This window comes from gamma proteobacterium symbiont of Lampromicra miyakona, from assembly GCF_059730895.1.
Window position 1 is genome coordinate 856106 of the sequence record NZ_AP035932.1, and the last position, 26110, is coordinate 882215.

Here is a 26110-nt window from a genome sequence, read left to right on the forward strand (position 1 = left end):
CGAACTTATTCTGCCAACGACGACCAAAGCTTATGTCTTTACAGAACGCAACACCCACTTACAACGCGCTGGCCGCGGCACTTTCCCAGCAGGGCGTAGGCATGACGCCCGCCGAGATGCACGGACTGCTGTGTGGCATTCTGTGCGGCGGCAATCAGGACAGCAGCTGGAAAACCCTGGTGCACGACCTGACTAACGAGGGCATGGCGTTCTCGCAAAGCCTGTCGCAGCCGCTGCAGGCGCTGCATGAAAACCTGGCCAACACGCTGGATGAAGAGGGTTTCCTGTTCCAGCTGATGCTGCCGGATGAGGATGACATCACGGTGTTCGATCGTGCTGACGCGCTGGCCGGCTGGGTCAATCACTTCCTGCTGGGCCTGGGCGTGACGCAGCCGAAGCTGGACAAAGTGACCGGTGAGACCGGCGAAGCGATTGACGATCTGCGCACCATTGCGCAACTTGGCTACGATGAAGATGAAGATCAGGAAGAGCTCGAACAGTCGCTGGAAGAGGTGATTGAGTACGTGCGCGTTGCCGCGCTGCTGTGCCATGACACCTTCACCCGGCCACGCACGCCGACCGCACCGGAAGTGCAAAAACCTACGCTACACTAAGCGCGTCATCGTGGGCAGGTCGCTGCCCGTTTTCTACAGGGAGTGCAAATATGATTACACTGGAATCCTTCCGGCAACGTCGTCAGGCGCTGATCGCCCGCATGGCACCCGGCAGCGCGGCTTTGATTTTTGCTGCACCTGAAGTGACGCGCAGCAACGACACCGAATATCCCTTTCGCCAGAACAGCGACTTCTGGTACTTCACCGGCTTCAACGAGCCGCAGGCGCTGCTGGTATTAATCAAGAGCGATGACAATCATAACCACAGCGTGCTGTTTAACCGCGTACGCGACCTGACGGCAGAGATCTGGTTCGGGCGTCGGCTTGGTCAGGAAGCCGCACCGGCGAAGCTGGGCGTTGACCGCGCGCTCCCGTGGGATGCGATTGACGAGCAGCTGCACCAGCTGCTCAACGGACTCGATGTGGTCTATCACGCACAGGGTGAATACGCGGAAGCGGATACGCTGGTGTTCAGCGCGCTGGAGAAACTGCGCCGCGGTTTCCGGCAAAACCTCAGCGCGCCGGCGACGCTGACCGACTGGCGTCCCTGGGTGCATGAGATGCGCCTGTTTAAAAGCGAAGACGAGATCGCCATTCTGCGCCGCGCAGGAAAAATCAGCGCGCTGGCACATACCCGTGCGATGCAGGCGTGCCGTCCCGGCATGTTTGAATATCAACTGGAAGGCGAAATCCATCACGAATTCACCCGCCACGGCGCGCGCTTTCCGTCTTACAACACCATCGTGGGCTCCGGTGAGAACGGCTGCATTCTGCACTACACCGAAAACGAAAGCGAAATGCGCGACGGCGATCTGGTGCTGATTGATGCCGGTTGCGAATTCCATGGCTACGCCGGCGATATCACCCGCACCTTCCCGGTTAACGGTAAATTCAGCCAGCCGCAGCGCGAGATCTACGACATCGTGCTCGCCTCGCTGTATAAGGCGCTGTCGATGTTCCGCCCGGGCATCAGCATCCATGAAGTCAACGACGAAGTGGTGCGTATCATGATCACCGGTCTGGTCGATCTGGGCATTCTGGAAGGCAATATCGATACGCTGTTTGAAGAGCAGGCGCACCGTCCGTTCTTTATGCACGGCCTTGGTCACTGGCTGGGGCTGGACGTGCATGACGTCGGCCACTACGGCACGCCCAGCCGCGACCGCCTGCTTGAGCCCGGCATGGTGCTCACCGTTGAACCGGGCCTGTATATCGCGCCGGATGCCAAAGTGCCGGCACAATATCGCGGCATCGGTATCCGTATCGAAGACGACATCGTTATCACCGCCGACGGTAATGAAAACCTGACCGACAGCGTGGTAAAAGACGCTGAGGCGATCGAAGCACTGATGGCGGCGGCGCGCAGCGTATGAGTATCCTGATTGCAGGCGGCGGCATGACCGGCGCCACGCTGGCACTGGCGATTTCGCATCTGACGCAGGGCCAGTTGCCGGTGACGCTGATTGAACGTCATCAGCCGGACAGCCGCGCGCACCCGGGCTTTGACGGGCGCGCCATCGCGCTGGCGGCGGGCACCTGTCAGCAGCTGGCGGAGATTGACCTGTGGCGGTCGCTGGCGGATTGCGCCACGCCCATTACCCACATCCACGTTTCCGATCGCGGGCACAGCGGGTTTGTTCAGCTGCAGGCTGAGGATTATCAGCTGTCGGCGTTGGGCAACGTGGTCGAGCTGTATGACGTGGGACAGCGCCTGTTTAAACGTCTGCGTGAGGCACCCGGCGTGACGCTGTGCTGCCCGGATCACGTTACCTCAGTAACCCGCAGCGCCGATAGCGTGCAGGCGACGCTCAGCAGCGGCGCAACGTTACAGGGCGCGCTGCTGGTGGCCGCTGACGGCGCACGCTCGCCGCTGGCAGCATCCTGCGGCATGCGCTGGCAGCGCGACGACTACCAGCAGCTGGCGGTGATTGCCAACGTCGCGACGCAGGTGCCGCATCAGGGCCGCGCGTTTGAGCGCTTCACGCAGCATGGCCCGCTGGCGCTGTTACCGATGTCCGGCAACCGTCTATCGCTGGTGTGGTGTCATCCGGCGGCGGCCGAAGCCACGGTTAAGCAGTGGGACGATGCCACCTTCCTGCATGAATTACAGCGCGCCTTTGGCTGGCGGCTGGGGCGCTTTACTCACGCCGGCCAGCGCGAAATCTATCCGCTGGCGCTGCAGACCGCAGAGCGTCAGGTGACGCACCGGCTGGCGCTGGTCGGCAATGCGGCCCAGACGCTGCATCCGATCGCCGGGCAGGGCTTTAACCTCGGACTGCGCGATGTGATGTCGCTGGCGGAAACCCTTGCGGCGGCGCATCGTCACCAGCAGGATCCGGGCAGCCACGCGGTATTGCACCATTTTGCTGCGCGCCGCCAGCCGGATCGTGCGGCGACCATTGGCGTCACCGACGGTCTGGTGCGGCTGTTCGCCAACCGTTATGCCCCGCTGGTGGCAGGACGAAATCTTGGGCTGGTGGCAATGGACCACCTGCCATGGCTGCGAAACCCACTTGCCGTGCGCACGCTCGGCTGGGTTAAGCGTTAAGCATGAATTAAGGGGCAGCAATGCAAACATTTGATGTGGCGATTGCCGGTGGCGGCATGGTCGGTCTGGCGGTGGCCTGTGGCTTACAGGGCAGCGGCCTGCGCGTTGCGGTGCTGGAAAAAGCGCCTGAGCCACAATTTGATGCGGCGGCGCCAGCGTCGGTTCGCGTCTCGGCCATCAACGCCGCCAGCGAGCGTCTGCTGCAAAAACTTGATGTCTGGTCGACCATTCTCGCGCTGCGCGCCAGCGCGTATCACGGCATGGAAGTGTGGGATCAGGACAGCTTTGGCTCGATCAGCTTTGATGACGAGCAGCAGGGGCTATCGCACCTCGGACATATCATTGAAAACGAGGTGATTCACAGTGCGCTGTGGCAGCGCGCCAGCCAGTGCAACGAGGTGACGCTGATTGCACCGGCTCAGCTGCAGCAGGTGGCGTTTGGCGATAACGAAGCCTTTATTACCCTGCAGGACGGCAGCATGATGAGCGCGCGCCTGCTGATTGCTGCGGACGGGGCAAACTCGTGGCTGCGTGACAAAGCGGATATCCCGATTACTTTCTGGGATTACGAACATCACGCGCTGGTGGCCAATGTACGCACCGATATGCCGCACGATGCCATCGCGCGTCAGGTGTTCCACGGCGACGGCATTCTGGCCTTCCTGCCGATGCAGGATCCGCACCTGTGTTCCATCGTCTGGTCGCTGTCACCGCAGGAAGCGGCGCGACTGCAATCCATGCCGGAAGCGCTGTTTAACCAGCAGCTGTCGGTAGCATTCGATATGCGCCTTGGTCTGTGCCAGGTGGAAAGCGAACGTAAAACCTTCCCGCTGACGGCGCGTTACGCCCGCAACTTTGCTGCGCACCGGCTGGCGCTGGTGGGCGATGCGGCGCATACCATCCATCCGCTGGCCGGGCAGGGGGTTAACCTCGGCTTCATGGATGCCGCCGAGCTGATTGGCGAAATCCGCCGTCTGCATCAGCAGGGCAAAGATATCGGCCAGCATCTCTATTTGCGTCGTTATGAACGCAGCCGCAAGCACAGCGCAGCGCTGATGCTGGCCGGCATGCAGGGTTTCCGTGAGCTGTTTGCCGGCCACCATCCGGCAAAAAAACTGCTGCGCGACGTCGGGCTGAAGCTGGCCGACACGCTGCCTGGCGTAAAGCCGTTACTGCTGAAGCAGGCCATGGGCCTCAACGACCTGCCCGGCTGGATCCGCTAACCCTCCTTATTACGGCACCGTTTCAGGTGCCGTTTTTCCTGCACTGACGTTACGCGATCGCCCTCAAGGGTGGGTGTGGCAGTCGGCTGCCGCTCATGAATCACCGAACTGCACAGCGTTGTCGCCATCCATCGCGACCCTGTGCGCACCCGGTAATGTCACTGCAAAACCCGCCCCGGCACCATTATTGTGCATCGCTGCACCCAAATTGCCCTTCATTTGATTTATTCTAATTTCAGGTCTCAATTCGCATTACTTTAACTAATCCAAAATGCTTTTTGCTCCCGAACCATTTCCCTTGTCTGCGGCACAGGTTCCATTATTCGGCTGAATTACTGCGCAACAGGTGAATTATATGCGCGGTAAATCACATAAATGCAGTGAGATGTGCTGGCGTGGCTGCCGGGGCAGCACAAAGGATGATAAGGTTTCACCCTCGTTTTGCTTATGGTTAATTGCCGTATTCGGTGGTAACTTCAGCTTAAAGAGAACGTTTGCGTCGCTCAAAACTGACGGCGCAGGCGCGTCACACTCACTTGTCTTCACAGGATGGTTATGACTCAGCAAACGCCTCTATTCGAACAGCATCAGGCCTGCGGTGCCCGCATGGTGGATTTCCACGGCTGGATGATGCCGCTGCACTACGGCTCGCAAATGGATGAGCACCATGCGGTGCGTAACGATGCCGGAATGTTTGACGTTTCCCACATGACCATTGTCGATCTGCACGGCGCGCGCACCCGTGAATTTCTGCGTTACCTGCTGGCCAACGACGTCGCCAAACTGACCCAGCCCGGCAAAGCCCTCTATACCGGCATGCTGAATGCTTCAGCTGGCGTCATTGATGATTTAATTGTTTACTTTATGAGCGAAGATTTCTTCCGCCTGGTGGTCAACTCCGCCACGCGCGAGAAGGATCTGGCGTGGATCGCTGAGCATGCGCAGCCGTTTGGGGTTGCGCTCACCGAGCGTGACGATCTGGCGCTAATCGCCGTACAGGGGCCGAACGCGCAGCAAAAAGCACAGAGCCTGTTAAGCGCGGCACAGCGTGACGCGGTGGCAGGCATGAAGCCGTTCTTTGGCGTACAGGCCGGCGATCTGTTTATCGCCACGACCGGTTATACCGGTGAAGCCGGTTATGAAATCGCCCTGCCTGCCGCTCAGGCCGCAGATTTCTGGCAGCAGCTGCTGGCCGCCGGCGTGAAACCAGCCGGGCTGGGCGCACGCGATACGCTGCGTCTCGAAGCTGGCATGAATCTGTATGGTCATGAGATGGATGAAGGCGTTTCGCCGCTGGCCGCCAACATGGGCTGGACCATCAGCTGGGAGCCCGCCGACCGTGATTTCATTGGCCGTGAAGCGCTGGAAGCGCAGCGCGAGAACGGCACGGAAAAACTGGTCGGGCTGGTGATGACCGAAAAAGGCGTGCTGCGTAACGGTCTGACGGTGCGCTTTACCGATGCGCAGGGACAGCCGCAGCAGGGCATCATTACCAGCGGCTCCTTCTCGCCAACGCTGGGCTACAGCATTGCGCTGGCGCGCGTGTCGGCCAGTATCGGTGAGCAGGCGATTGTTGAAATCCGCAATCGTGAAATGCCGGTGAAAGTGACTAAACCTATTTTTGTTCGCGCCGGCAAGCCGGTCGCTCAGTAATTTTTTTCAGGAGAAATGGCGATGAGCAATGTGCCAAATGAATTGAAGTACCGTGATAGCCACGAGTGGGTGCGTAAAGAAGCTGACGGTACGTTTACCGTGGGCATCACCGAACACGCGCAGGAACTGCTGGGCGACATGGTGTTTGTCGACCTGCCAGACGTGGGCGCCAGTTTTGCCGCCGGTGACGACTGTGCGGTAGCCGAATCCGTGAAAGCGGCATCGGATATCTATGCCCCGCTGAGCGGTGAAATCGTGGCGGTCAACGAAGAGCTGGGCGATGCCCCGGAGCTGGTGAACAGCGAACCGTACGCCGCCGGCTGGCTGTTCCGCATCAAAGCCAGCGACGAGTCCGAGCTCGACGCGATGCTTGATGCTGCCGCCTACAAAGCGTCCATCGATGAGTAACCGGTAGTCTCTGAAGGTGCTGCACTGCGGCGCCTTCTTTTTTATCTGCCTGATTTAATGCCATTTTGTCACCCAGCCCGATTCAGGATGTACTGTAAATGACTCAGACTCTCAGCCAGCTCGAACATAACGGTGCTTTTATTGAGCGCCATATCGGTCCTGATGCCGCGCAGCAGGCCACCATGCTGGAAGCGATTGGTGCCAGCTCGCTGGCTTCGCTGATCGCTTCAATTGTGCCTGCTGATATCCAGCTGCCAGGCCCGCCGGCGGTAGGCGATGCCGCGACTGAACAGCAGGCGCTGGCAGAGCTGAAAGCCATTGCCAGCCAGAATCAGCGTTACAAATCCTGGATTGGAATGGGTTACAGCGCCGTGATCACCCCGCCGGTGATTCTGCGCAACATGCTGGAAAACCCGGGCTGGTACACGGCCTACACGCCGTATCAGCCGGAAGTGTCGCAGGGCCGTCTGGAAGCGCTGCTTAATTTCCAGACCCTGACGCTCGATCTCACCGGGCTGGATATCGCTTCAGCTTCGCTGCTGGATGAAGCCACCGCGGCCGCCGAAGCGATGGCGATGGCTAAACGCGTCAGCAAGCTGAAAAACGCGACCAAATTCTTTATCGCCGATGACATCCATCCGCAAACGCTGGATGTGGTGCGCACCCGCGCCGAAACCTTTGGCTTTGAGCTGATTATCGATCGCGCCGAAAAAGCCCGCGAGCACGACGATCTGTTTGGCGTGCTGCTGCAGCAGGTCGGTACCAGCGGAGAAGTGCACGACTACCGTGAACTGATTGCTGAGCTGAAAAGCCGCAAAGTGGTAGTGAGCGTGGCGGCGGATTTCATGGCGCTGGTGCAGCTGGAAGCGCCGGGCAAACAGGGTGCTGATATTGTCTTTGGTTCCGCCCAGCGCTTTGGCGTACCGATGGGCTACGGCGGTCCGCACGCGGCCTTCTTTGCCAGCCGTGATGAGCACAAGCGCTCCATGCCGGGCCGTATCATCGGTGTGTCACGCGATGCCGCAGGTAACACTGCACTGCGCATGGCGATGCAGACGCGCGAACAGCACATCCGCCGTGAGAAAGCCAACTCCAACATCTGTACTTCACAGGTGCTGCTGGCGAATATCGCCGGCCTGTACGCGGTTTACCATGGCCCGGCCGGACTGAAGCGCATCGCCTCGCGCATTCACCGTCTGACCTCGATTCTGGCAGCAGGCCTGCAAAACGGCGGCCTGAAGCTGCGCCATCACAGCTGGTTCGATACGCTGACCGTTGAAGTTGCCGATAAAGCGGCGGTGCTGAACCGTGCGCTGAGCTTCGGCGTCAACCTGCGCAGCGATATCCTCAATGCGGTCGGTATCACGCTGGATGAAACCACCACGCGTGAAGACGTGCTGGCGCTGTTTGCCATTCTGCTGGGCGATGCGCACGGCCAGGATATCGAGGCGCTGGACGCCGCGGTGGCGGCGGAAAATAGCGCCATTCCGGCAGGCCAGCAGCGTACCAGCGAATTCCTTACCCATCCGGTGTTCAACCGTCATCACAGCGAAACTGAGATGATGCGCTATATGCACAGCCTGGAGAAAAAGGATCTGGCGCTGAATCAGGCAATGATCCCGCTCGGCTCATGCACCATGAAACTGAATGCCGCCGCCGAAATGATTCCGATCACCTGGCCGGAATTCGCTGAACTGCACCCGTTCTGCCCGGCAGAGCAGGCGAGCGGTTATCTGCAGATGATCGGCCAGCTGTCCCAGTGGCTGGTTCAGCTCACCGGGTACGATGCGCTGTGCATGCAGCCGAACTCTGGTGCGCAGGGCGAATACGCCGGTCTGCTGGCCATCCGTCGCTATCATGAGAGCCGTAATGAAGCGGGCCGCACGATCTGTCTGATCCCGAGTTCGGCACATGGCACCAACCCGGCGTCCGCGCAGATGGCGGGCATGGCGGTCGTGGTGGTGGCCTGTGATAAGCAGGGCAACATCGATCTCGGCGATCTGCGTGAAAAAGCAGCGCAGGCCGGTGATGCGCTGTCGTGCATCATGGTGACCTATCCGTCGACGCACGGCGTCTACGAAGAGACCATTCGCGAAGTGTGCCAGATCGTGCATCAGTACGGCGGCCAGGTGTACCTCGACGGCGCAAACATGAACGCGCAGGTCGGGATCACCACGCCTGGCTACATTGGCGCTGACGTGTCGCATCTCAACCTGCACAAAACCTTCTGCATTCCGCACGGCGGTGGCGGTCCGGGCATGGGGCCCATCGGGGTAAAAGCGCATCTGGCACCATTCGTACCGGGCCATAGCGTGGTGCAGATTGACGGCGTGCTGACCCAGCAGGGCGCGGTTTCTGCGGCGCCGTTCGGCAGCGCATCTATTCTGCCCATCAGCTGGATGTACATTCGCATGATGGGCGCAGAAGGGCTGAAGCAGGCCAGCTCGGTGGCGATTCTCAACGCCAACTACATCGCCAGCCGGCTGCAGTCAGCGTACCCGATTCTGTACGCCGGCCGCGACGGCCGCGTGGCGCATGAGTGCATTCTCGACATTCGTCCGCTGAAAGAGCAGACCGGCATCAGCGAGCTGGATATCGCGAAACGCCTGATCGACTACGGCTTCCATGCGCCGACAATGTCGTTCCCGGTCGCCGGCACGCTGATGGTCGAGCCGACCGAATCCGAGAGCAAAATCGAGCTGGACCGCTTTATTGACGCGATGCTGGCGATCCGCATGGAAATCGATCGCGTGGCCGACGGTGAATGGCCGGCTGACGACAACCCGCTGGTGAATGCACCGCATACCCAGATGGAAATCGTCGGCGACTGGACTCATCCGTACAGCCGCGAGCTGGCGGTCTTCCCGGCCGGCAGCGCCAACAAATACTGGCCGACCGTTAAGCGTCTCGACGATGTGTTTGGCGATCGCAATGTGTTCTGTTCATGCGTTCCGATGAGCGAATACCAGTAATCTGCAGGCGTAATCCAAACCCTTCAGTAATACTAAAGGCCGATTTGTCGGCCTTTTTTTTATGGGAGAAGCATATGGATCTGGCACTGGTCACCGGCGGTAGCCGCGGAATTGGACGGGCAACATCGCTGCTGCTGGCGCAGGCGGGTTATCGCGTGGCAATCAATTTCCGGCAGCGCGCAGCAGAAGCGTTGCAGGTGTTAGCAGATATCGAAGCGCAGGGCGGCAGCGCGTTTGCCTTACAGGCGGATATTGCCGATGAAGCGCAGGTGGTGCGCATGTTCCGCCAGCTGGATCAGCAGCCGGGCGCGCTGCGCGTGCTGGTGAATAACGCCGGTATTCTCTTCTCCCAGTGCCGGGTTGAGGATCTGGATGCTGCGCGCATTCAGCGCGTGCTGGCAACCAATGTCACCGGCACGTTTATCTGCTGCCGCGAAGCGGTAAAACGGATGAGCACCGCACACGGCGGTCAGGGCGGCGCTATTGTTAACGTCTCGTCAGCGGCCGCTCGTACCGGCTCGCCCAATGAGTATGTCGATTACGCGGCGTCGAAAGGCGCGATGGATACGCTGACCAGAGGATTGTCACTGGAAGTGGCAGCGCAGGGGATTCGCGTCAATAGCGTGCGGCCAGGGCTGATCTACACCGATATGCATGCCGACGGCGGTGAGCCGGGGCGCGTTGATCGTCTCGCGGCATCGCTGCCGATGCAGCGCGGCGGCCAGGCGGAAGAGATCGCTGCCGCCATCATCTGGCTGGCCAGTGACGCCGCTTCCTACGTCACCGGCAGCTTTATTGATGCATCAGGCGGCCGTTGAGCCGCACGCCACAGCCTGTCTGCGCGCGGCGTACATTTTTACGTCGCGCGCTATAAGCGGTTACAGCACTTCACCATTGCTGGCAATCACCTGCTGATACCAGGCGAAACTCTTCTTCTTCGAACGGGCAAAGCTGCCGCTGCCGTCATCGTTTTTATCAACGTGGATAAAGCCGTAGCGCTTGCTGTACTGGCCGGTAGTAAAGGAGACGCAGTCGATGCAGCCCCACGGCGTATAGCCCAGCAGATCGACACCATCCAGCGCCACCGCTTTTTTCATCTCTTCAATGTGCGCGCGCAGATAATCAATGCGGTAGTCATCTTCGATTACGCCCTCAGCATTGGCTTTATCAATGGCACCAAAGCCGTTCTCAACAATAAACAGCGGCTTCTGGTAGCGCTCATACAGCGCGTTAAGCACGTAGCGCAGGCCGACCGGATCAATCTGCCAGCCCCAGTCGGACGCTTTCACATGTGGGTTAGGCACTACGCCGTCGAAGCCGGTGATCGGGTCGTCGACGCCGCTGGCTTTGGTGTCCACCGCATTGCTCATGTAGTAGCTGAAACCGATGTAATCGCAGCAGCCCTGACGCAGCGTTTCGGCGTCATCGGCTTCCATCTCAATGTGATAGCCCTTGCGCGCCCACTCTTTCAGCGTATAAGCCGGGTACGCGCCGCGCATCTGCACGTCGCTGAACACGTAGCGCTGATGCATCGACTCCTGCGCGCGCATCACGTCGTCTGGATGGCAGGAGAACGGATAGACCGGTACCATGGCGATCATGCAGCCAATCTGGAAATCCGGGTTGATTTCGTGGCCGCGCTTCACCACTTTGGCACTGGCAACGAACTGATGATGCATCACCTGATACATCGTCTGCTCCGGCTTTTCATGCTCTGTGAATACGACGCCGGAGCAGCAGTAGCCGAACAGCGGATACTGCCAGTTGCGCTGGTTATTGATTTCATTGAAGGTCATCCAGTACTTCACCTTGTGGCGATAGCGCGTCATCACCACGTCACTGAAGCGCACAAAGAAATCGACCACTTTGCGATTGGCCCAGCCGCCATACTCTTTAACCAGATGATAAGGCATCTCAAAGTGCGACAGGGTAATCACCGGTTCGATGCCATATTTCAGCAGTTCATCAAACAGGTCGTCGTAAAATTGCAGGCCGGCTTCATTGGGTTGCAGTTCATCGCCGTTGGGGAAAATGCGCGTCCAGGCAATCGAGGTGCGGAAGCATTTGAAACCCATCTCAGCAAACAGCGCCACGTCCTGTTTGTAGTGTGAATAGAATTCCACCGCCTGATGGTTGGGATAGTGCTGGCCGGGCTGGACGCCGGGCGTGATGACGCGATCAACGCCGTGTGCGCCGCCGGTGAGAACATCGGCGATACTGACGCCTTTGCCGCCCTGATCCCAGCCGCCCTCAACCTGATGGGCTGCCACCGCGCCGCCCCAGAGAAATCCGCTGGGTAACTGCAATCCTTCACTCATTTCAATACCTCGTCACGCTGTTGGCGAAAATAATACTGCCCGCAGTGTAACAACTGAAATAGCAAAGTCACGCTATAACACCGGCGCGGAAATGTGACTTGTTACCGCCGAAAAACAGGCTGTTTTATACCTGCGTGAGGCGGGCAATATAACGGCCCAGCGTCTCCAGAATATAAATGACCGGTACCTGAGTGGTAATATCGTAGCGGTCAGGCAGTTTCTCCTGCGGCACATGATAGGAGAGATTGAAATCCGCCATTTTCGCCAGCGAGCAGTTGTCGTGATTGGTGATGGAGATGATTTTACAGTGATGCAGACTGAACTGGCTGGCAAAGCGCAGGATCTCTTCGGTTTCGCCAGAAACGGATAAAATAATCGCCAGCGCATTTTCCCAGGCGCTCTTACTCACCGGGTAATAAGGATCATCGATGTGATGGCTGAATTTGCCAATATTAGAAAAATAGCGCGCACCATATTTGCCAAGGCTGCCTGAAGTACCAGCACCAATAAAGAAAATGTGCTCAGCCTCAATAATCATTTGCGCCGCGGTGGCAATCTGCTGATCAAATTCTGCGTTATTGATGCTTTTAAAAAAGCTCAGCATTTCACCGACACCGGAGGGCAGCAGCACCGGCGCGCTTTCCTCCTGCGCCAGGCGAAAACGGATACGGAATTCTGACCAGCCGTCACAGTGCATTTTGCGGCAGAAGCGCAGCACCGTGGTGGTCGAGACGCCCGCCTGCGCCGCCAGTTCGCGGATGGTCATATAACTGACACTTTCCCGGTGTTTGATGATGAAGTGATAAACCTGCATCTCAAGGTCATTCAAACGGGACAGGTCGCTGTGTGAAAACATTCGGGCGGCGCTCACGGCAAAAAGAAGCCTCAGTGTAACAGATTGGTTTGCCGCTGGGTTGTCACACCTCTTCACAGAATAATTTTAGCGTACATGTGTACTCTGAAATTGTTCTTCGCTACTCTGGTGCACAGAAAAAGCACAACTTTCGTTACGATGTTCAGGAATCCGACGCCATGGTACAGAACCGACTTATTGCCCAGGGCTATTCACTGGCCGAAGAGATCGCCAACAGCATCAGCCACGGCCTGGGCTGTGTGTTTGGCATCGTGGGGCTGGTGTTGCTGTTGACCCAGGCCGTTGAAATGCAGGCGAATATCACTGCCATTACCAGCTATAGCCTGTACGGTGGCAGCATGATTCTGCTGTTCCTCGCCTCGACGCTGTATCACGCCATTCCGCATCAGCGTGCCAAATACTGGCTGAAGAAATTTGACCACTGCGCCATCTATTTGCTGATCGCCGGGACTTACACGCCGTTTCTGCTGGTCGGGCTGCAATCGCCGCTGGCGCAGGGATTGATGGTGGTGATCTGGAGTCTGGCGCTGGCGGGCATCATCTTTAAGCTGACCATTGCGCATCGCTTTAAAGTGCTGTCGCTGGTGACCTATCTCAGCATGGGCTGGCTGTCGCTGGTAGTGATTTATCAGCTGGCAACCAAACTGTCGGCCGGCGGCGTCTGGCTGTTGGCGGCGGGCGGGATTGTCTATTCACTCGGGGTAATTTTCTATGTGTCGCGCCGTATCCCGTACAATCATGCCATCTGGCACGGTTTCGTGCTGGGCGGCAGCGTGCTGCACTTTTGCGCCATCTATTTTTACGTGATTTAACAAGGCCAGGGTCGCCACTGATGGCGACCCTGCGGCATACCAGCCGTAACCGTTACTCTTCCAGCGAATAGGGCAGCGGCTGAATGGTCAGCTTACCGTTTTCATCGCCTTCAACGCGCAGCACGCTATCCGGCTCCAGATCGTTGTTCAGCACCGCCTGCACCCACACGCTGCCATCATCCAGCTGTACGCCGCTCAGCACCGTGCCGGTGCGACGCCATTTGTCGCCCATCTGCAACTCCAGCGAACTGGCTGCGTCCGGTACTTTGCTGGCGCTGCCCGCCAGCCAGTAGAGCGCACGTTTATTGGCGCCGCGGAATTTGGCGCGCGCCACCATCTCCTGGCCGGTATAACAGCCTTTTTTAAAGCTGATGGCATCCAGCGCCTGCAGGTTGGTGGCTTGCGGAATCAGCTGCGCCGTGGTGGCGCTGTCGATCACCGGCACGCCCGCCGCAATATCCAGCGCCAGCCACTGCGTGCTGTCATTCAGCTGCGCTTCCCCGGCCAGCTTCTGCTGCAGCGCTTCGGCCTGCGCCGGCGTGGTGATCAGCAGAAAACGCTCGGCTGGCTCGGCGAACCACAGCAGGGTGGTGTCATCCTGCTGTACCACTGGGGTTGTGGCATCCGGCAGCGTGGCGAAAACGTTAGCCAGCGCGGCGCGCGCCTGAAAACCGGCAACGCCGAGCAGGACTGCGTCATCATCGGCCGCAATGGTCACTTTGGCGAACACCGCATACTTCTTCAGTTCGGTCACCTGCTGCTCGCGCAGATTGCGCCGCACAACATAGGCATAACCTTCTCCACGATGGAACAGACGCAGATTGCTCCACATTTTGCCTTTGGCATCACAGTGCGCTGCCGGGCGATGCTGCGCTGCGTCCAGCGCCGCCACGTCCAGCGTCAGCTGACCCTGCAGATAAGAGGTGCTATCTTTGCCCTGCACCGATACCAGCGCCCACTCGTCGAGCGACATTAGCGTTAAAGGCAGGCGCGACGCCGCAGCGGGCTGGCGAGGCGGAAGGGTGAAAATCGGCATGAGTCCGTCCTGATCAATAAGGTTTATCCAGTAATATGCTTACCAATGTTAAAAGAGCAGTGCGCCATTGCAACCTGTTTGCGGAATCTGGCGCACAAATCGCGTGATAACCCTGTAACCGGTGGCATTGCTGTGCGTCACCGCGCGCAGCGTCTGGTTGCACGCCTGCAGCGCGGCGAAAAAGCAGGTACACTGAGCGCCACTGTTATCAGCTGTGGAAGAAGACACATGGATATTCATGACAAAGCGCGCGTCCAGTGGGCATGCCGTCGCGGCATGCTGGAGCTGGATGTCTCGATCATGCCGTTCTTTAAATATGAGTATGATTCGCTGAGCGACAGCGACAAGCAGGTGTTTGTCGCGCTGCTGAAGAGCGACGATCCGGACCTGTTTAACTGGATGATGAACCACGGCGAACCGGCCGATCCCGAGTTCAAACGCATGGTGAAACTGATTCAGCAGCGCAACCGTGAACGCGGGCCGGTGGCAATGTGATCTGCGCGCGTCACGCAGCGCGCGGGTGCTGAATGTGACGCTGTTCGGGCTGGGTGGCGCGCTGTTGCTGAGCTGTCGCTGGCCGGCGGGCTGGGCCTGGGTTCAGATCGCGGTAGTGATTCTGCTGACACTGCAGTACTGGCGTAACGCGCGTCGCCTGCAGCAGCGCTGCGGAGCGCTCATGCTGGATGACAAGGGTGACTGGTACTGGCGCGGTGAGCGCTGGCAGGCGCAACGGACGCCGGACTGGCTACCGTGGGGCGTGTTGCTGGTGCTGCGTAACCGGCGCGGGCAGCGCTGGCGGCTGTGGCTGCTGCACGACAGCATGCCGCCCGACGCGTGGCGCGCGTTACGCGCCCGCTGTTTTTTGCTGGATGGCGCGACGCCGCATTAAAGCAGCGCGGCGGTTTCGGTCAGAATCTGTTCGCACCACTGCTCGACGCGCTCTTCGCTCAGCTCAAACTGATTAACGTCGTCGAGCGCCAGACCGACAAACTGCTGACCATCGGCGGTCAGTGGTTTTTTACTGGTGAACTGGTAGCCGTCGAGCGGCCAGTAACCGACAAACTGCACGCCCATCGGCAGCAGCAGTTCGTGCAGCATACCCAGCGCATCAAGGAACCATTCGCTGTACTCGACCTGGTCGCCCATGCCGTACAGCGCCACAATTTTGCCCTGCAGGTTGAGTGCTGGCAGCTGTTGCCACACCGCTTCCCAGTCCTCCTGCAGTTCGCCGAAATCCCAGGTCGGAATACCGAGAATCAGTAAATCGTACTGCTCCATCAGCGACGGATCGTCATCTTTCAGGTTATGCAGTGTGACTAATTCTTCACCGATAAAGTCGCGGATTTTCTCCGCCGTCATCTCGGTGTAACAGGTACTGGAACCGTAAAACAGACCGATATTCATGCAATTAATGCTCTGACTGAAACTCACTCTGGCGCAATTGTACCAGAAGCAGGCCAGTTTCAGGCATAATGAGCACGATTTCACACGGCGAGGGGCAACAGTGCAGGACAGCGATCTGATAGAACAGTTTCTCGACGCGCTCTGGATTGAGCGCAACCTGGCGCAGAACACGCTGGCGTCCTATCGTCAGGATTTGCAGACGCTCACTGCCTGGCTGCACCACCATGAGCGCACGCTGCTGACGCTGGAAGCCGCTGATTTACAGCAGTTTCTGGCTGAGCGGATTGAGGGCGGTTACAAAGCCACCAGCTCAGCGCGTACCCTGAGCGCGATGCGCCGTCTGTTTCAGTATCTGTACCGCGAAAAGCTGCGCAGTGACGATCCCAGCGCGCTGTTATCAGCGCCGAAATTGCCGCAGCGCCTGCCAAAAGACCTGTCAGAAAATCAGGTCGAGCGCCTGTTACAGGCTCCAGCGACGGACATACCGCTTGAACTGCGTGACAAAGCGATGCTGGAGCTGCTGTACGCTACCGGGCTGCGCGTCTCTGAGCTGGTCGGTCTGACGTTGAGTGATGTCAGCCTGCGTCAGGGCGTGGTGCGCGTCATCGGTAAAGGCAATAAAGAGCGGCTGGTGCCATTAGGTGAAGAAGCAATTTACTGGCTGGAGCACTATATGGAACACGGGCGGCCGTGGCTGCTAAACGGGCAGACCATTGACGTGCTGTTCCCCAGCAACCGCGCGCAGCAGATGACACGCCAGACCTTCTGGCATCGCATCAAACACTATGCCACCCTTGCCGGCATCGACAGCGAAAAGCTGTCACCGCACGTGCTGCGCCACGCATTTGCCACACATTTACTGAACCATGGTGCCGATTTACGCGTCGTACAGATGTTGCTGGGGCACAGCGACCTGTCGACCACCCAGATTTACACGCACGTGGCGACCGAGCGCCTGCGTCAGTTACATCAACAGCATCATCCGCGCGCCTGAGCAGCGGCAACAAGGATTTGAGATGAAAAAAACCGTTACGACGCTGGCTCTGCTGGTCAGCGCCTTTTCTGCGCTGGCCCATGCCGATGACAGCGCGATTCAGCAATCACTGAAAAAACTGGGTATGCAGCAGGCGGAAATCCAGCCGTCGCCGCTGCCGGGTATCAAAACGGTGATGACCGAAAGCGGCGTGCTGTACGTCACCGAAGACGGCAAACACATGATTCAGGGCCCGCTGTACGATGTCAGCGGCGCGCAGCCGGTGAATGTCACCAATCAGCTGCTGGAGAAAAAAGTCGCCGCGCTGGCACCGGAAATGATTGTCTACAAAGCGCCGAAAGAGCAGCACGTGATCACCGTGTTCACCGACATCACCTGCGGTTACTGCCGCAAGCTGCACGAGCAGATGGCTGACTACAACGCGCTGGGCATCACCGTGCGCTATCTGGCGTTCCCGCGTGAAGGCCTGCACGGCCAGGTGGAGAAAGCCATGACCGCCATCTGGTGCAGCGCCGATCGCAACAAGGCGTTTGATGCCGCAATGAAAGGCGACGCACCGCAAATGGATGCGCCGGCAAGCTGCAAAATCAATCTCGACCAGCACTACAAGCTGGGCATTCTGTTTGGTATTCAGGGCACGCCCGCCATCCTCACCGACAGCGGCATGATGATTCCTGGCTACCAGGGACCGCAGGAGCTGAAGCAGGTGCTGGACGGCCAGAAGCGTGGTGGTTAAGACACAGTGATGCACTCTGTAGAATTGCGTCGGCGTGAAGCCCAGGCCGACGCGCAGTTACCCGATGATTTACCGCCGCTGCTGCGTCGTCTCTACCTGCAGCGCGGTGTCAAAGACGCCGCCGAACTGGAACGCGGCGCGAAATTCCTGCTGCCGTGGCAAAGCCTTGGCGGCATTGAGCGCGCCGTGACGCTGCTGCACCAGATGCTGCAGCAGCAACGCCGCATCGTGGTGGTGGGCGATTTCGATGCCGATGGTGCCACCAGCACTGCGCTCACCGTGCTGGCGCTGCGCAGCATGGGCGGCAACGTCGATTATCTGGTGCCGAACCGCTTTGAGGACGGCTATGGCCTGAGCCCGGAAGTGGTGGAGCAGGCGCGCGCGCGTGGCGCCGAGCTGATCCTCACCGTGGATAACGGCATTTCGTCGCACGCGGGCGTCGACACCGCGCACCAGCACGGGATTCCGGTGCTGATCACCGATCACCATCTGCCGGGCGAAACGCTGCCGGCGGCCGAGGCCATCGTTAACCCTAACCTGAGCGACAGCGCATTTCCGTCACGTTCGCTGGCGGGCGTCGGCGTGGCGTTTTATCTGATGCTGGCGCTGCGTGCCCATCTGCGTCAGCAGAGCTGGTTCAGCGACGGGCGCAGTGAACCCAATCTGGCCGAACTGCTGGATCTGGTGGCGCTCGGTACCGTGGCCGACGTGGTGCCGCTGGATGCCAACAACCGCATTCTGGTGTGGCAGGGGCTGAGCCGCATCCGCGCCGGCAAATGCCGTGCCGGCATCCGCGCGCTGCTGGAGATTGCTAACCGCGATGCGCGTCAGCTGGCGGCCAGCGACCTCGGTTTTGCCGTCGGGCCACGCCTCAATGCTGCCGGCCGGCTGGACGACATGTCGGTTGGCGTTGCGCTGCTGCTGACGGAAGATATTGCCCAGGCGCGCATGCTGGCCAGCGAACTTGATGCGCTCAATCAGACGCGCAAAGAGATTGAGCAGGGCATGAAGAGCGAGGCGCTGGCGCTGTGCGATGAGCTGGAGCGCCAGCATCGCGATCTGCCGCTCGGGCTGGCGTTTTATCACCCGGAGTGGCATCAGGGCGTAGTTGGCATCCTCGCGTCACGCCTGAAAGAGCGCTTCCACCGCCCGGTGATCGCCTTCGCACCCGCCGGTGACGGCACGCTGAAGGGCTCTGGCCGTTCGATTGCCGGGCTGCACCTGCGCGACGCGCTGGAACGTATCGACACACTCTATCCTGGCCTGATCATCAAATTTGGCGGACACGCCATGGCGGCGGGGCTGTCGCTGGAAGAGGCGAAGTACGATGAGTTCCGCCAGCGCTTTGCCGCGCTGATCGACGAATGGCTGGAAGGCGAGGCGCTGCAGGGCGTGATGTGGTCCGATGGCGAACTGCATGCGCAGGAGTTCACCCTGCACACCGCGGAAATGCTGCGGGAAGCCGGCCCCTGGGGCCAGGCGTTTCCGGAGCCGGTGTTCGACGGTCAGTTTAAGCTGTTGCAGCAGCGTCTGGTGGGCGAGCGTCACCTTAAGGTGATGGTCGAGCCGCTGGGCGGCGGCCCGTTACTGGATGGTATCGCTTTTAACGTCGACACCAGCCTGTGGCCAGACAGCAGCGTGCGTCAGGTGCAGCTGGCCTACAAGCTGGATATCAACGAATACCGCGGCAATCGCTCGGTACAGCTGATCATCGACCATATCTGGCCGCAGTCGTAACCTTTAGAACGTGACGTCGACACCGCCGCGCAGCACCTTCTCATCGCCGCGATCGGCCACGTGGCGGTCGGCACGCAGAAACAGCCGCGCGCGTGCCGACTGCACCAGATCAACCCGCGCACCAAACCACTGCGAGCGGCGATCGAGCTGCATACCTGGGATGGTAAAGCTCTGCTGACCGCTGCCGAAGCCGCTCCAGCGCGCGCTGACGTCCATCGACGGATTGCTGAACGCGTACTGGTATTCGCCATACAGGCTCAGCATGCTCCACCAGCCCGCCGACCAGTCCTGGCGCGCGCTGAGATTCAGGCCGCCGTAACCGACGCTGCGGCGATAGCTGTCGCCGTCGCCCTGCAGACCAAACGCGCTGCCGCTGTCGCTGAAGCTGCCGGTTTGCAGGCCGGTTTCACGCCAGCCGAGATAGGGCTCAATGCGATAATCCTCCTGCAGCGTCCAGCGATAGCCGCTCTGTAACGCTGCCTGCCAGCTGTCAGTGCGGGCGGAAGAGGAGACCGGTGCAGCTTCATCCAGCAGCACCAGGCGCTGCAGTTTGTCGCGTCCATGCTGATAGCTGAGATTGCCCTGCCAGTACCAGGCTGGCGTCACCGCATAGCGCCCATACAGCATTACGCCCTGCAGGCTGTTCTGGCTGTTGCCGCCGGTGTCGTCATAGGTGGCATCAAGCTGAGTGTGCGTCCAGGCGATGCCGAGGCGCAGGCCGGGCAGGCCAAAATCGCTGTCGGCACCCAGCGCGGTCAGGGTATTGCGATAGCGGTTGCCGAGATAGCCATCCTGATCGAGCGAACCGCGCAGCTGACCGCTCTCCAGCCAGAAGCCGAAGCGCCCCTGTTCGCTGGCATCATCGATGCGGTTGTTGAGCAGGCGCGTCTGATAATCAAGCGCGTTGAACAGCACCGCATTGCCGGAGGCATGCGCCTGGCCGGACAGGGAGTTGATCGCCGCCTGTGCGCTGCGGGTGTCCGCCAGCGTCTGGAAGGCGCCTGCGGCCGCCAGCGCTGACTGCTGCGCACTGCTCAGCGTCGCCTTACCCTGCCAGCGGTCCGCCAGCTCAAACGCCTGCTCCAGGTTGCGGCTGGTTTGCTGCGCGCTGGTGCTATCGATTCCCATCGCCTGTGCCGCCGCGGCGGTGTTTTTACGCGTTAGCTGGCCGGTAACGCTGTGGGCGTCATAGCTGACGGAACCGTCGAGAAATACGCCGGTATTGACCTGGCTAAACTGACCGCTCACGCCGCCGCCGCTGGTCAGCAACGTTTCCTGCTGTTTCACCACGTAGCTGGCGGAGGGCGGCGCCAGGTTTAGCGTGCCGTCAAGCGCCGCGTTGCCGGTCACGCGCAGCGGATTGTTCAGCGTGACGTTGAGCGTACCGTCGGCGCTCTGCTGATAATTGCCCGCTACCTGCAGGCCGCCGTTAACCGATCCCTGGTTGACCAGATTGCCGCCGATGCGTCCGCTGCCACCCAGTTTGCCGCTGCCGTTTACCAGCGCATTGCCGGCAATCGTACCGTCAATCAGCAGGCTATTGGCGGAGACCTGCGTCAGGCCCTGATAGCTGTTGTTGCCGGTCAGCTGCAGCGTACCGCCGCGTTCGCTGCCGTCCAGCACCAGCCCGCGATCGCCGCTGATGTCATTGCTGAACACATACTGGCCGCCGTCGAGGCGCGCACTGAAGTCCTCTGCCCAGAATTGTCCCGGCCCGTTTAAGGCTTTGGCGGCGTTAAGATCGCCCCAGCCGAACGTCTCATTGTATGGCCGCCCGTTGGCGCTGTCGGCGACGTTATCGTGCGCATCACTGCGGTAGGTGGCGGTGGTCAGCAGGGTTTGCTGCAGGTTATGGCCGCTCATCCACGGGAAACGCTGCAGCAGCTGCGAGGCCGCAGCCGTCACGCGCGGTGCGGCAAACGAGGTGCCGTAGCTGCGCGCCTGCACCCAGCTGCCGTCGGAGTTTTGATACAGGTAATCGGTATAGCCCGGCGCGGTCAGGCACCACGCGGCGGCCGCGCCGCAGGCGTCAAACGGTCCGGTGCCGGCTGCGCGGCCTGGCAGGTCATAACCGGTATGACTCAGGATACCGGTCACCGCCAGCAGATTACGTGCCAGCTGCGGGTCGTTATACATCAGCGGTGTCAGCACGTCCGGTGCCGGCGTGGCGCCGCTGTTGTTGCCGGTGATCATCACCGCCAGCCCATCTGCCGCAGCCACCGCGTTGAGCCCCTGATACAGTGACTGATAGCGCTGGCGCGCATCGGTTAACGCCTGCTGGCTGGTGAGGCGCTCCTGCGAACCGTAGGACATATTGAAGATGCGTACGCCCTGTGCCACTAAGCCCTGCACGGCGCGCGCAGTATTGTCGTAGCTGAAAATATTATTTTGTGACGCCTGCGCCACATACAGCGCGCTGTCAGGCGACAGCCCCAGCAGCGTCATCGCCACCAGCGTGCCGTGCCCGTTGATCCCCATGTTGTCATTCAGCGCGGTGTTGCTGTTGACATAACTGGAGAAATTCACGTTGGCGTAATTAATTTCGCTGCGGCCCGGGGCCAGACCAGAGTCAATGATGCCTACTTTATTGCTGGCGGCCGTGGCCGGCACCGCAGGTTCAACGACCGGCGTGACCGGGGTCAGGGTGCTGCCGCCGCCGCTACTACCGCCGCCGCCACCACCGCCACCACAGGCGCTGAGCAGAAACGGGATGAGGAGCGCCAGCAGGCGCGGTGAGGGTCGAAAAGTAACAACAGGATAATGCATGGCAACTCCTCATGCCTCTCAGGGCATGTTGTCGCCCGTTCACGTTAACGGGCCTGAATGCAGTCTTTCCCTGTCACGAATACTCCTGAGCAACGTGGCTGACAGACAGAACGCAATAGATGAAGCACGAACCCCTGGGATTCCGCCAGGGTGCAGAAAGGATAAGGTGCGCACTGGCCGGTTGATGGCCAGGACAGCGCAGCATTGCGCAGGCTAATCGCGCTATATCACGCTTCGAACCAGACATTTCTGATGGTGGAGTTTTAACGATTTTGTTTGAGAAATCATGGTGTTTAATGACGCCAGCTGGCGTTTATTGCCGTGATTATGTAGGAAAATTCTGAAGGCGCACCGCGTAGGTGGCGAGTGACAGCGGGATTTCTGGCAACCACGCTACCTGCCGGTTTCCAGAACTGACGCAATTATTTTCTGCCGGTTCATACGCGGTATAGCCATTGATGTGCAAAGCTACAAACCAGGCGCGCTTTCGGGTAAACTAGCGCGTTACTTTTATCTCCTCTCACCGAATCGTCAAAAAAGACTGAAAAGCCATGTTTGAAATTAATCCGGTCAAAAATCGTATCCAGGACCTCAGCGAGCGCAGCAGCGTTCTTAGGGGGTATCTTTGACTACGATGCCAAGAAAGAACGCCTCGAAGAAGTAAACGCCGAGCTGGAACAGCCGGACGTCTGGAACGAACCTGAACGCGCGCAGGCGCTGGGCAAAGAGCGCGCCTCGCTGGAAGCGGTAGTTGAAACGCTCGACCAGATGCAGCAGGGGCTGGAAGATGTGCAGGGTCTGCTGGAGCTGGCGGTTGAAGCCGACGACGAAGAGACCTTCAACGAAGCCGTGGTCGAGCTGGACGCGCTGGACGTGAAGCTGGGTGAACTGGAGTTCCGCCGCATGTTCTCCGGCGAATACGACAGCGCCGACTGCTACATGGATATTCAGGCCGGCTCCGGCGGCACCGAAGCGCAGGACTGGGCCAGCATGCTGCTGCGTATGTATCTGCGCTGGGCGGAAGCCAAAGGCTTCAAAACCGAGATCATCGAAGAGTCCGAAGGCGAAGTGGCCGGTACCAAATCAGCCACCATCAAAATCATCGGTGATTACGCTTACGGCTGGCTGCGTACCGAAACCGGCGTTCATCGTCTGGTGCGTAAGAGCCCGTTCGACTCCGGCGGTCGTCGTCACACCTCATTCAGTTCGGTATTTATTTACCCGGAAGTGGATGACAACATCGACATCGAAATCAACCCGGCCGACCTGCGTATCGACGTCTATCGCGCCTCGGGTGCCGGTGGTCAGCACGTTAACAAAACCGAGTCAGCGGTGCGTATTACCCACCTGCCGACCAACATTGTGGTGCAGTGCCAGAACGACCGCTCGCAGCATAAGAACAAAGATCAGGCCTTCAAACAGCTGCGTGCCAAGCTGTATGAATACGAAATGCAGAAGAAGAATGCCGACAAGCAGGCGGCGGAAGAGAACAAGTCGGACATCGGCTGGGGCAGCCAGATCCGTTCATACGTTCTTGACGATTCGCGCATCAAGGATCTGCGTACCAGCGTAGAAACGCGTAACACCCAGGCCGTACTGGATGGCGATCTTGACCGTTTTATTGAAGCAAGTTTAAAAGCAGGGCTATAAGGAACCGACATGTCTGAACAACAACCGCAGAGCGCTGATGCCGCCCTTGAGTTAAACAACGAACTGAAAGCGCGTCGCGAAAAACTCAGCGCGCTGCGTGAAAAGGGCGTGGCGTTTCCTAACGATTTCCGCCGTGACACCACCTCCGATCGTCTGCATGCCGACTATGACAGCAAAGAGAACGACGAGCTGGAAGCGCTCGGCGTTGAGGTGAGCGTAGCCGGTCGTATGATGACCCGCCGCATCATGGGTAAGGCGTCGTTCGCCACCCTGCAGGATGTGGGCGGTCAGATCCAGATCTACGTTTCCCGTGACGATCTGCCGGAAGGCGTCTACAACGAGCAGTTCAAAAAATGGGATCTCGGCGATATCCTCGGCGCGCGCGGTAAGCTGTTCAAAACCAAAACCGGCGAGCTGTCGATCCATATCTCTGAGCTGCGCCTGCTGACCAAAGCGCTGCGTCCGCTGCCGGACAAATTCCACGGCCTCGCCGATCAGGAAACCCGTTACCGTCAGCGTTACCTTGACCTGATCTCCAACGACGATTCGCGTAAGACCTTCAAAATTCGCTCACAAATCATGGCCGGCATTCGTCAGTTCATGGTTAACCGCGACTTTATGGAAGTAGAAACGCCGATGATGCAGGTGATTCCTGGCGGCGCATCCGCGCGTCCGTTCATCACTCATCACAACGCGCTCGACATCGACATGTACCTGCGTATTGCGCCGGAGCTGTATCTGAAGCGTCTGGTGATTGGCGGTTTCGATCGCGTGTTTGAGATCAACCGTAACTTCCGTAATGAAGGGATTTCGCCGCGCCACAATCCAGAGTTCACCATGATGGAACTCTATATGGCGTATGCGGATTACAAAGATCTGATCGAACTGACCGAGAGTCTGTTCCGTACCCTGGCGCAGGACGTGCTGGGCACGACGGAAGTGCCTTACGGTGACCACACCTTCGATTTCGGCAAGCCGTTTGAGAAGCTCACCATGCGTGAAGCGATCAAGAAATACCGTCCGGAAACGGACCTCGCCGATCTGGATGACTTTGATAAAGCCGTGGCGATTGCCAATACGCTGCACATCAAAGTGGAGAAGAGCTGGGGTCTGGGCCGCGTGGTGACCGAGATCTTCGAAGAGACCGCAGAAGCGCACCTGATTCAGCCAACCTTCATCACCGAGTATCCGGCAGAAGTGTCACCGCTGGCGCGTCGTAATGACGAGAACCCGGAAATCACCGACCGCTTTGAGTTCTTCATCGGCGGCCGTGAAATCGGTAACGGCTTCTCCGAGCTGAACGATGCGGAAGATCAGGCCGAGCGTTTCCTGCAGCAAGTTAACGCGAAGGACGCCGGTGATGACGAAGCGATGTTCTACGACGAAGACTACGTCACCGCGCTGGAGCACGGTCTGCCACCGACTGCGGGTCTGGGCATTGGTATTGACCGTCTGGTCATGCTGTTCACCAACAGCCACACCATTCGTGACGTGATCCTGTTCCCGGCTCTGCGCCCGACCGGTAAGTAATCAGGTTGCCTTCACCCTCACCCTAACCCTCTCCCATGGGGAGAGGGGACTTGCCCGTACCCCGGTGGGAGAGGGCCGCTGTGGTTTTCTCCCTCTCCCCGAGGCAGAAGGCCGCTCTGGTTTTCTCCCTCTCCCTGTGGGAGAGGGCCGGGGTGAGGGCATCAGCGCGCACCCAACCTAAGACTTCACCACGCCCTCCAGCCACGACTGGAACCGCGCATAAGGCACATACAGCGCCACATCTTTAAACAGCGTTTTGCCGCTTTTATTATCATCAATCCGACTACTATAGCCGACAATCACCCCGGCCAGCGTGTCGTCGCTGGCGTTATACACCGCGCCGCCGGACATGCCTTTCACCACGCCGGCATTGGCCGCCACCACCACGCAGCTGGCCTTATTCCAGTCATTGCTCAGCGTCGTATTGATCAGGTTTTTGCCGCTTGATGCCACCGGCAGCGCGGAGATAAAGCTATACCCATACAGATTAACGTTGTCGCCGATATGGCTGTTGCGGAACTGCGGGGGCAGGTTGGCTTCTTTATTCGCATGGTAAACCACGGCGATATCGCACTCCGGATGCCACGCCTTCACCCGATACAGCGAATATTTGGCCACGTGCGCCGCCGTCAGGCTGTATTCGCGCGTCAGGGGGATAGTGGTGCCCAGCGCACCCATGCCGAGCACGGTGGGGATGCCGGTGACGGTCATATCGACGCGCCTGGCCGCTTCTGAGCTGTATTCATAGTGCCCGACCGAGCAGCCGCTTAAGCCGCCGATCGTCAGCGCGATGATCCATCGCATAACTCTGTCCCCCTGTTGTGTTGACGCCGCA

At 59.3% G+C, this 26110-nt stretch carries 22 protein-coding genes; 16 read left to right on the top strand and 6 right to left on the bottom strand.

What is annotated here, in order from left to right; all coding sequences use genetic code 11:
* Positions 1 to 32: 32 nt before the first annotated feature.
* The 8 genes from AC6I8P_RS03925 to AC6I8P_RS03960 all read left to right on the top strand — a co-directional run bounded on the left by AC6I8P_RS03925 (position 33) and on the right by AC6I8P_RS03960 (position 10236).
* A complete protein-coding gene (locus AC6I8P_RS03925; protein WP_125309830.1) occupies positions 33 to 614 on the top strand; it encodes a YecA/YgfB family protein in 582 nt (193 codons plus the stop codon).
* 50 nt (positions 615 to 664) lie between these two features.
* The gene (gene pepP / locus AC6I8P_RS03930) at positions 665 to 1987 is read left to right on the top strand and encodes a Xaa-Pro aminopeptidase (RefSeq protein WP_081049418.1); all 1323 of its coding nucleotides are present in this window, start codon (positions 665 to 667) and stop codon (positions 1985 to 1987) included.
* The gene (ubiH, locus tag AC6I8P_RS03935) at positions 1984 to 3162 is read left to right on the top strand and encodes a 2-octaprenyl-6-methoxyphenyl hydroxylase (protein ID WP_498030991.1); all 1179 of its coding nucleotides are present in this window, start codon (positions 1984 to 1986) and stop codon (positions 3160 to 3162) included. Before pepP ends, ubiH begins: the two co-directional genes overlap by 4 nt.
* Positions 3163 to 3182: 20 nt before the next feature.
* Positions 3183 to 4385: an FAD-dependent 2-octaprenylphenol hydroxylase gene (gene ubiI, locus AC6I8P_RS03940; protein ID WP_394517142.1), complete on the top strand. Its 1203-nt coding sequence runs from the start codon at positions 3183 to 3185 to the stop codon at positions 4383 to 4385.
* A gap of 555 nt (positions 4386 to 4940) precedes the next feature.
* Positions 4941 to 6038, top strand: a complete 1098-nt coding sequence (gene gcvT / locus AC6I8P_RS03945; RefSeq protein ID WP_498030992.1) for a glycine cleavage system aminomethyltransferase GcvT — start codon at positions 4941 to 4943, stop codon at positions 6036 to 6038.
* Between the two features lie 21 nt (positions 6039 to 6059).
* On the top strand, positions 6060 to 6446 hold the full coding sequence (gene gcvH / locus AC6I8P_RS03950; protein ID WP_159377867.1) for a glycine cleavage system protein GcvH: 387 nt from the start codon (positions 6060 to 6062) through the stop codon (positions 6444 to 6446).
* 98 nt (positions 6447 to 6544) lie between these two features.
* Positions 6545 to 9418 carry an aminomethyl-transferring glycine dehydrogenase gene (gcvP, locus tag AC6I8P_RS03955; RefSeq protein ID WP_021506667.1) on the top strand — a complete coding sequence of 958 codons (2874 nt, stop codon included), beginning with the start codon at positions 6545 to 6547 and terminating at the stop codon, positions 9416 to 9418.
* 74 nt (positions 9419 to 9492) lie between these two features.
* The gene (locus tag AC6I8P_RS03960; protein WP_498030993.1) at positions 9493 to 10236 is read left to right on the top strand and encodes an SDR family oxidoreductase; all 744 of its coding nucleotides are present in this window, start codon (positions 9493 to 9495) and stop codon (positions 10234 to 10236) included.
* Between the two features lie 60 nt (positions 10237 to 10296).
* On the opposite strand, the gene AC6I8P_RS03965 is transcribed toward AC6I8P_RS03960, so the two are convergent.
* Together AC6I8P_RS03965 and AC6I8P_RS03970 are read right to left on the bottom strand one after the other, a co-directional pair.
* Positions 10297 to 11736 (bottom strand): 6-phospho-beta-glucosidase, encoded by a 1440-nt coding sequence (locus tag AC6I8P_RS03965; protein WP_031279480.1) that lies wholly within the window; start codon positions 11734 to 11736, stop codon positions 10297 to 10299.
* Positions 11737 to 11860: 124 nt separating this feature from the next.
* Positions 11861 to 12592, bottom strand: coding sequence for a MurR/RpiR family transcriptional regulator (locus tag AC6I8P_RS03970; RefSeq protein ID WP_125309814.1), 732 nt, complete (start codon positions 12590 to 12592; stop codon positions 11861 to 11863).
* 176 nt (positions 12593 to 12768) lie between these two features.
* Here AC6I8P_RS03970 and trhA point away from each other — a divergent pair, with 176 nt between their 5' ends.
* Complete coding sequence (gene trhA / locus AC6I8P_RS03975; protein WP_481657393.1) at positions 12769 to 13422, top strand: PAQR family membrane homeostasis protein TrhA; 654 nt, start codon at positions 12769 to 12771, stop codon at positions 13420 to 13422.
* Between the two features lie 52 nt (positions 13423 to 13474).
* On the opposite strand, the gene ygfZ is transcribed toward trhA, so the two are convergent.
* Complete coding sequence (ygfZ, locus tag AC6I8P_RS03980; RefSeq protein ID WP_058781312.1) at positions 13475 to 14458, bottom strand: tRNA-modifying protein YgfZ; 984 nt, start codon at positions 14456 to 14458, stop codon at positions 13475 to 13477.
* Positions 14459 to 14686: 228 nt separating this feature from the next.
* Between ygfZ and sdhE the strand changes: the two genes are divergently transcribed.
* On the top strand, positions 14687 to 14953 hold the full coding sequence (gene sdhE, locus AC6I8P_RS03985; protein ID WP_010616925.1) for an FAD assembly factor SdhE: 267 nt from the start codon (positions 14687 to 14689) through the stop codon (positions 14951 to 14953).
* The gene (locus tag AC6I8P_RS03990; protein ID WP_058775873.1) at positions 14928 to 15347 is read left to right on the top strand and encodes a protein YgfX; all 420 of its coding nucleotides are present in this window, start codon (positions 14928 to 14930) and stop codon (positions 15345 to 15347) included. Before sdhE ends, AC6I8P_RS03990 begins: the two co-directional genes overlap by 26 nt.
* Here the strand turns inward: AC6I8P_RS03990 and fldB are convergent.
* Positions 15344 to 15862 (bottom strand): flavodoxin FldB, encoded by a 519-nt coding sequence (gene fldB / locus AC6I8P_RS03995; protein WP_010616927.1) that lies wholly within the window; start codon positions 15860 to 15862, stop codon positions 15344 to 15346. The genes AC6I8P_RS03990 and fldB overlap by 4 nt on opposite strands.
* Positions 15863 to 15962: 100 nt before the next feature.
* On the opposite strand from fldB, the gene xerD reads away from it, so the two are divergent.
* The 3 genes from xerD to recJ are packed head-to-tail and all read left to right on the top strand — an operon-like array spanning position 15963 to position 19329.
* Positions 15963 to 16856 (top strand): site-specific tyrosine recombinase XerD, encoded by an 894-nt coding sequence (gene xerD, locus AC6I8P_RS04000; protein ID WP_058757089.1) that lies wholly within the window; start codon positions 15963 to 15965, stop codon positions 16854 to 16856.
* A gap of 22 nt (positions 16857 to 16878) precedes the next feature.
* Entirely contained in the window at positions 16879 to 17592 is a 714-nt protein-coding gene (gene dsbC / locus AC6I8P_RS04005) for a bifunctional protein-disulfide isomerase/oxidoreductase DsbC (RefSeq protein WP_021506677.1), read from the top strand.
* A 9-nt stretch (positions 17593 to 17601) separates the two neighbouring features.
* Positions 17602 to 19329: a single-stranded-DNA-specific exonuclease RecJ gene (gene recJ, locus AC6I8P_RS04010; RefSeq protein ID WP_211726626.1), complete on the top strand. Its 1728-nt coding sequence runs from the start codon at positions 17602 to 17604 to the stop codon at positions 19327 to 19329.
* A gap of 3 nt (positions 19330 to 19332) precedes the next feature.
* Here the strand turns inward: recJ and AC6I8P_RS04015 are convergent, their stop codons facing one another.
* Complete coding sequence (locus AC6I8P_RS04015; RefSeq protein ID WP_421039769.1) at positions 19333 to 22095, bottom strand: autotransporter domain-containing protein; 2763 nt, start codon at positions 22093 to 22095, stop codon at positions 19333 to 19335.
* A 551-nt stretch (positions 22096 to 22646) separates the two neighbouring features.
* On the opposite strand from AC6I8P_RS04015, the gene prfB reads away from it, so the two are divergent.
* Positions 22647 to 23745 (top strand): peptide chain release factor 2 gene (prfB, locus tag AC6I8P_RS04020; RefSeq protein WP_104093670.1). Its coding sequence is split into 2 segments (ribosomal slippage): positions 22647 to 22721 and positions 22723 to 23745, totalling 1098 coding nucleotides; the frame shifts between segments, so codons are not numbered across the junction.
* A 9-nt stretch (positions 23746 to 23754) separates the two neighbouring features.
* Complete coding sequence (gene lysS / locus AC6I8P_RS04025) at positions 23755 to 25275, top strand: lysine--tRNA ligase (protein WP_498030994.1); 1521 nt, start codon at positions 23755 to 23757, stop codon at positions 25273 to 25275.
* Between the two features lie 177 nt (positions 25276 to 25452).
* Here the strand turns inward: lysS and AC6I8P_RS04030 are convergent, their stop codons facing one another.
* A complete protein-coding gene (locus AC6I8P_RS04030) occupies positions 25453 to 26079 on the bottom strand; it encodes a serine protease (RefSeq protein ID WP_498030995.1) in 627 nt (208 codons plus the stop codon).
* Positions 26080 to 26110 lie beyond the last annotated feature (31 nt).

Excerpts from the sequence above, each read along its gene's own strand:
- AC6I8P_RS03925 (WP_125309830.1), top strand. The coding sequence starts at position 33 with ATGTCTTTACAGAACGCAACACCCACTTACAACGCGCTGGCCGCGGCA.
- pepP (WP_081049418.1), top strand. The coding sequence starts at position 665 with ATGATTACACTGGAATCCTTCCGGCAACGTCGTCAGGCGCTGATCGCC.
- ubiH (WP_498030991.1), top strand. The coding sequence starts at position 1,984 with ATGAGTATCCTGATTGCAGGCGGCGGCATGACCGGCGCCACGCTGGCA.
- ubiI (WP_394517142.1), top strand. The coding sequence starts at position 3,183 with ATGCAAACATTTGATGTGGCGATTGCCGGTGGCGGCATGGTCGGTCTG.
- gcvT (WP_498030992.1), top strand. The coding sequence starts at position 4,941 with ATGACTCAGCAAACGCCTCTATTCGAACAGCATCAGGCCTGCGGTGCC.
- gcvH (WP_159377867.1), top strand. The coding sequence starts at position 6,060 with ATGAGCAATGTGCCAAATGAATTGAAGTACCGTGATAGCCACGAGTGG.
- gcvP (WP_021506667.1), top strand. The coding sequence starts at position 6,545 with ATGACTCAGACTCTCAGCCAGCTCGAACATAACGGTGCTTTTATTGAG.
- AC6I8P_RS03960 (WP_498030993.1), top strand. The coding sequence starts at position 9,493 with ATGGATCTGGCACTGGTCACCGGCGGTAGCCGCGGAATTGGACGGGCA.
- AC6I8P_RS03965 (WP_031279480.1), bottom strand. The coding sequence starts at position 11,736 with ATGAGTGAAGGATTGCAGTTACCCAGCGGATTTCTCTGGGGCGGCGCG.
- AC6I8P_RS03970 (WP_125309814.1), bottom strand. The coding sequence starts at position 12,592 with ATGTTTTCACACAGCGACCTGTCCCGTTTGAATGACCTTGAGATGCAG.
- trhA (WP_481657393.1), top strand. The coding sequence starts at position 12,769 with ATGGTACAGAACCGACTTATTGCCCAGGGCTATTCACTGGCCGAAGAG.
- ygfZ (WP_058781312.1), bottom strand. The coding sequence starts at position 14,458 with ATGCCGATTTTCACCCTTCCGCCTCGCCAGCCCGCTGCGGCGTCGCGC.
- sdhE (WP_010616925.1), top strand. The coding sequence starts at position 14,687 with ATGGATATTCATGACAAAGCGCGCGTCCAGTGGGCATGCCGTCGCGGC.
- fldB (WP_010616927.1), bottom strand. The coding sequence starts at position 15,862 with ATGAATATCGGTCTGTTTTACGGTTCCAGTACCTGTTACACCGAGATG.
- dsbC (WP_021506677.1), top strand. The coding sequence starts at position 16,879 with ATGAAAAAAACCGTTACGACGCTGGCTCTGCTGGTCAGCGCCTTTTCT.
- recJ (WP_211726626.1), top strand. The coding sequence starts at position 17,602 with ATGCACTCTGTAGAATTGCGTCGGCGTGAAGCCCAGGCCGACGCGCAG.
- AC6I8P_RS04015 (WP_421039769.1), bottom strand. The coding sequence starts at position 22,095 with ATGCATTATCCTGTTGTTACTTTTCGACCCTCACCGCGCCTGCTGGCG.
- lysS (WP_498030994.1), top strand. The coding sequence starts at position 23,755 with ATGTCTGAACAACAACCGCAGAGCGCTGATGCCGCCCTTGAGTTAAAC.
- AC6I8P_RS04030 (WP_498030995.1), bottom strand. The coding sequence starts at position 26,079 with ATGCGATGGATCATCGCGCTGACGATCGGCGGCTTAAGCGGCTGCTCG.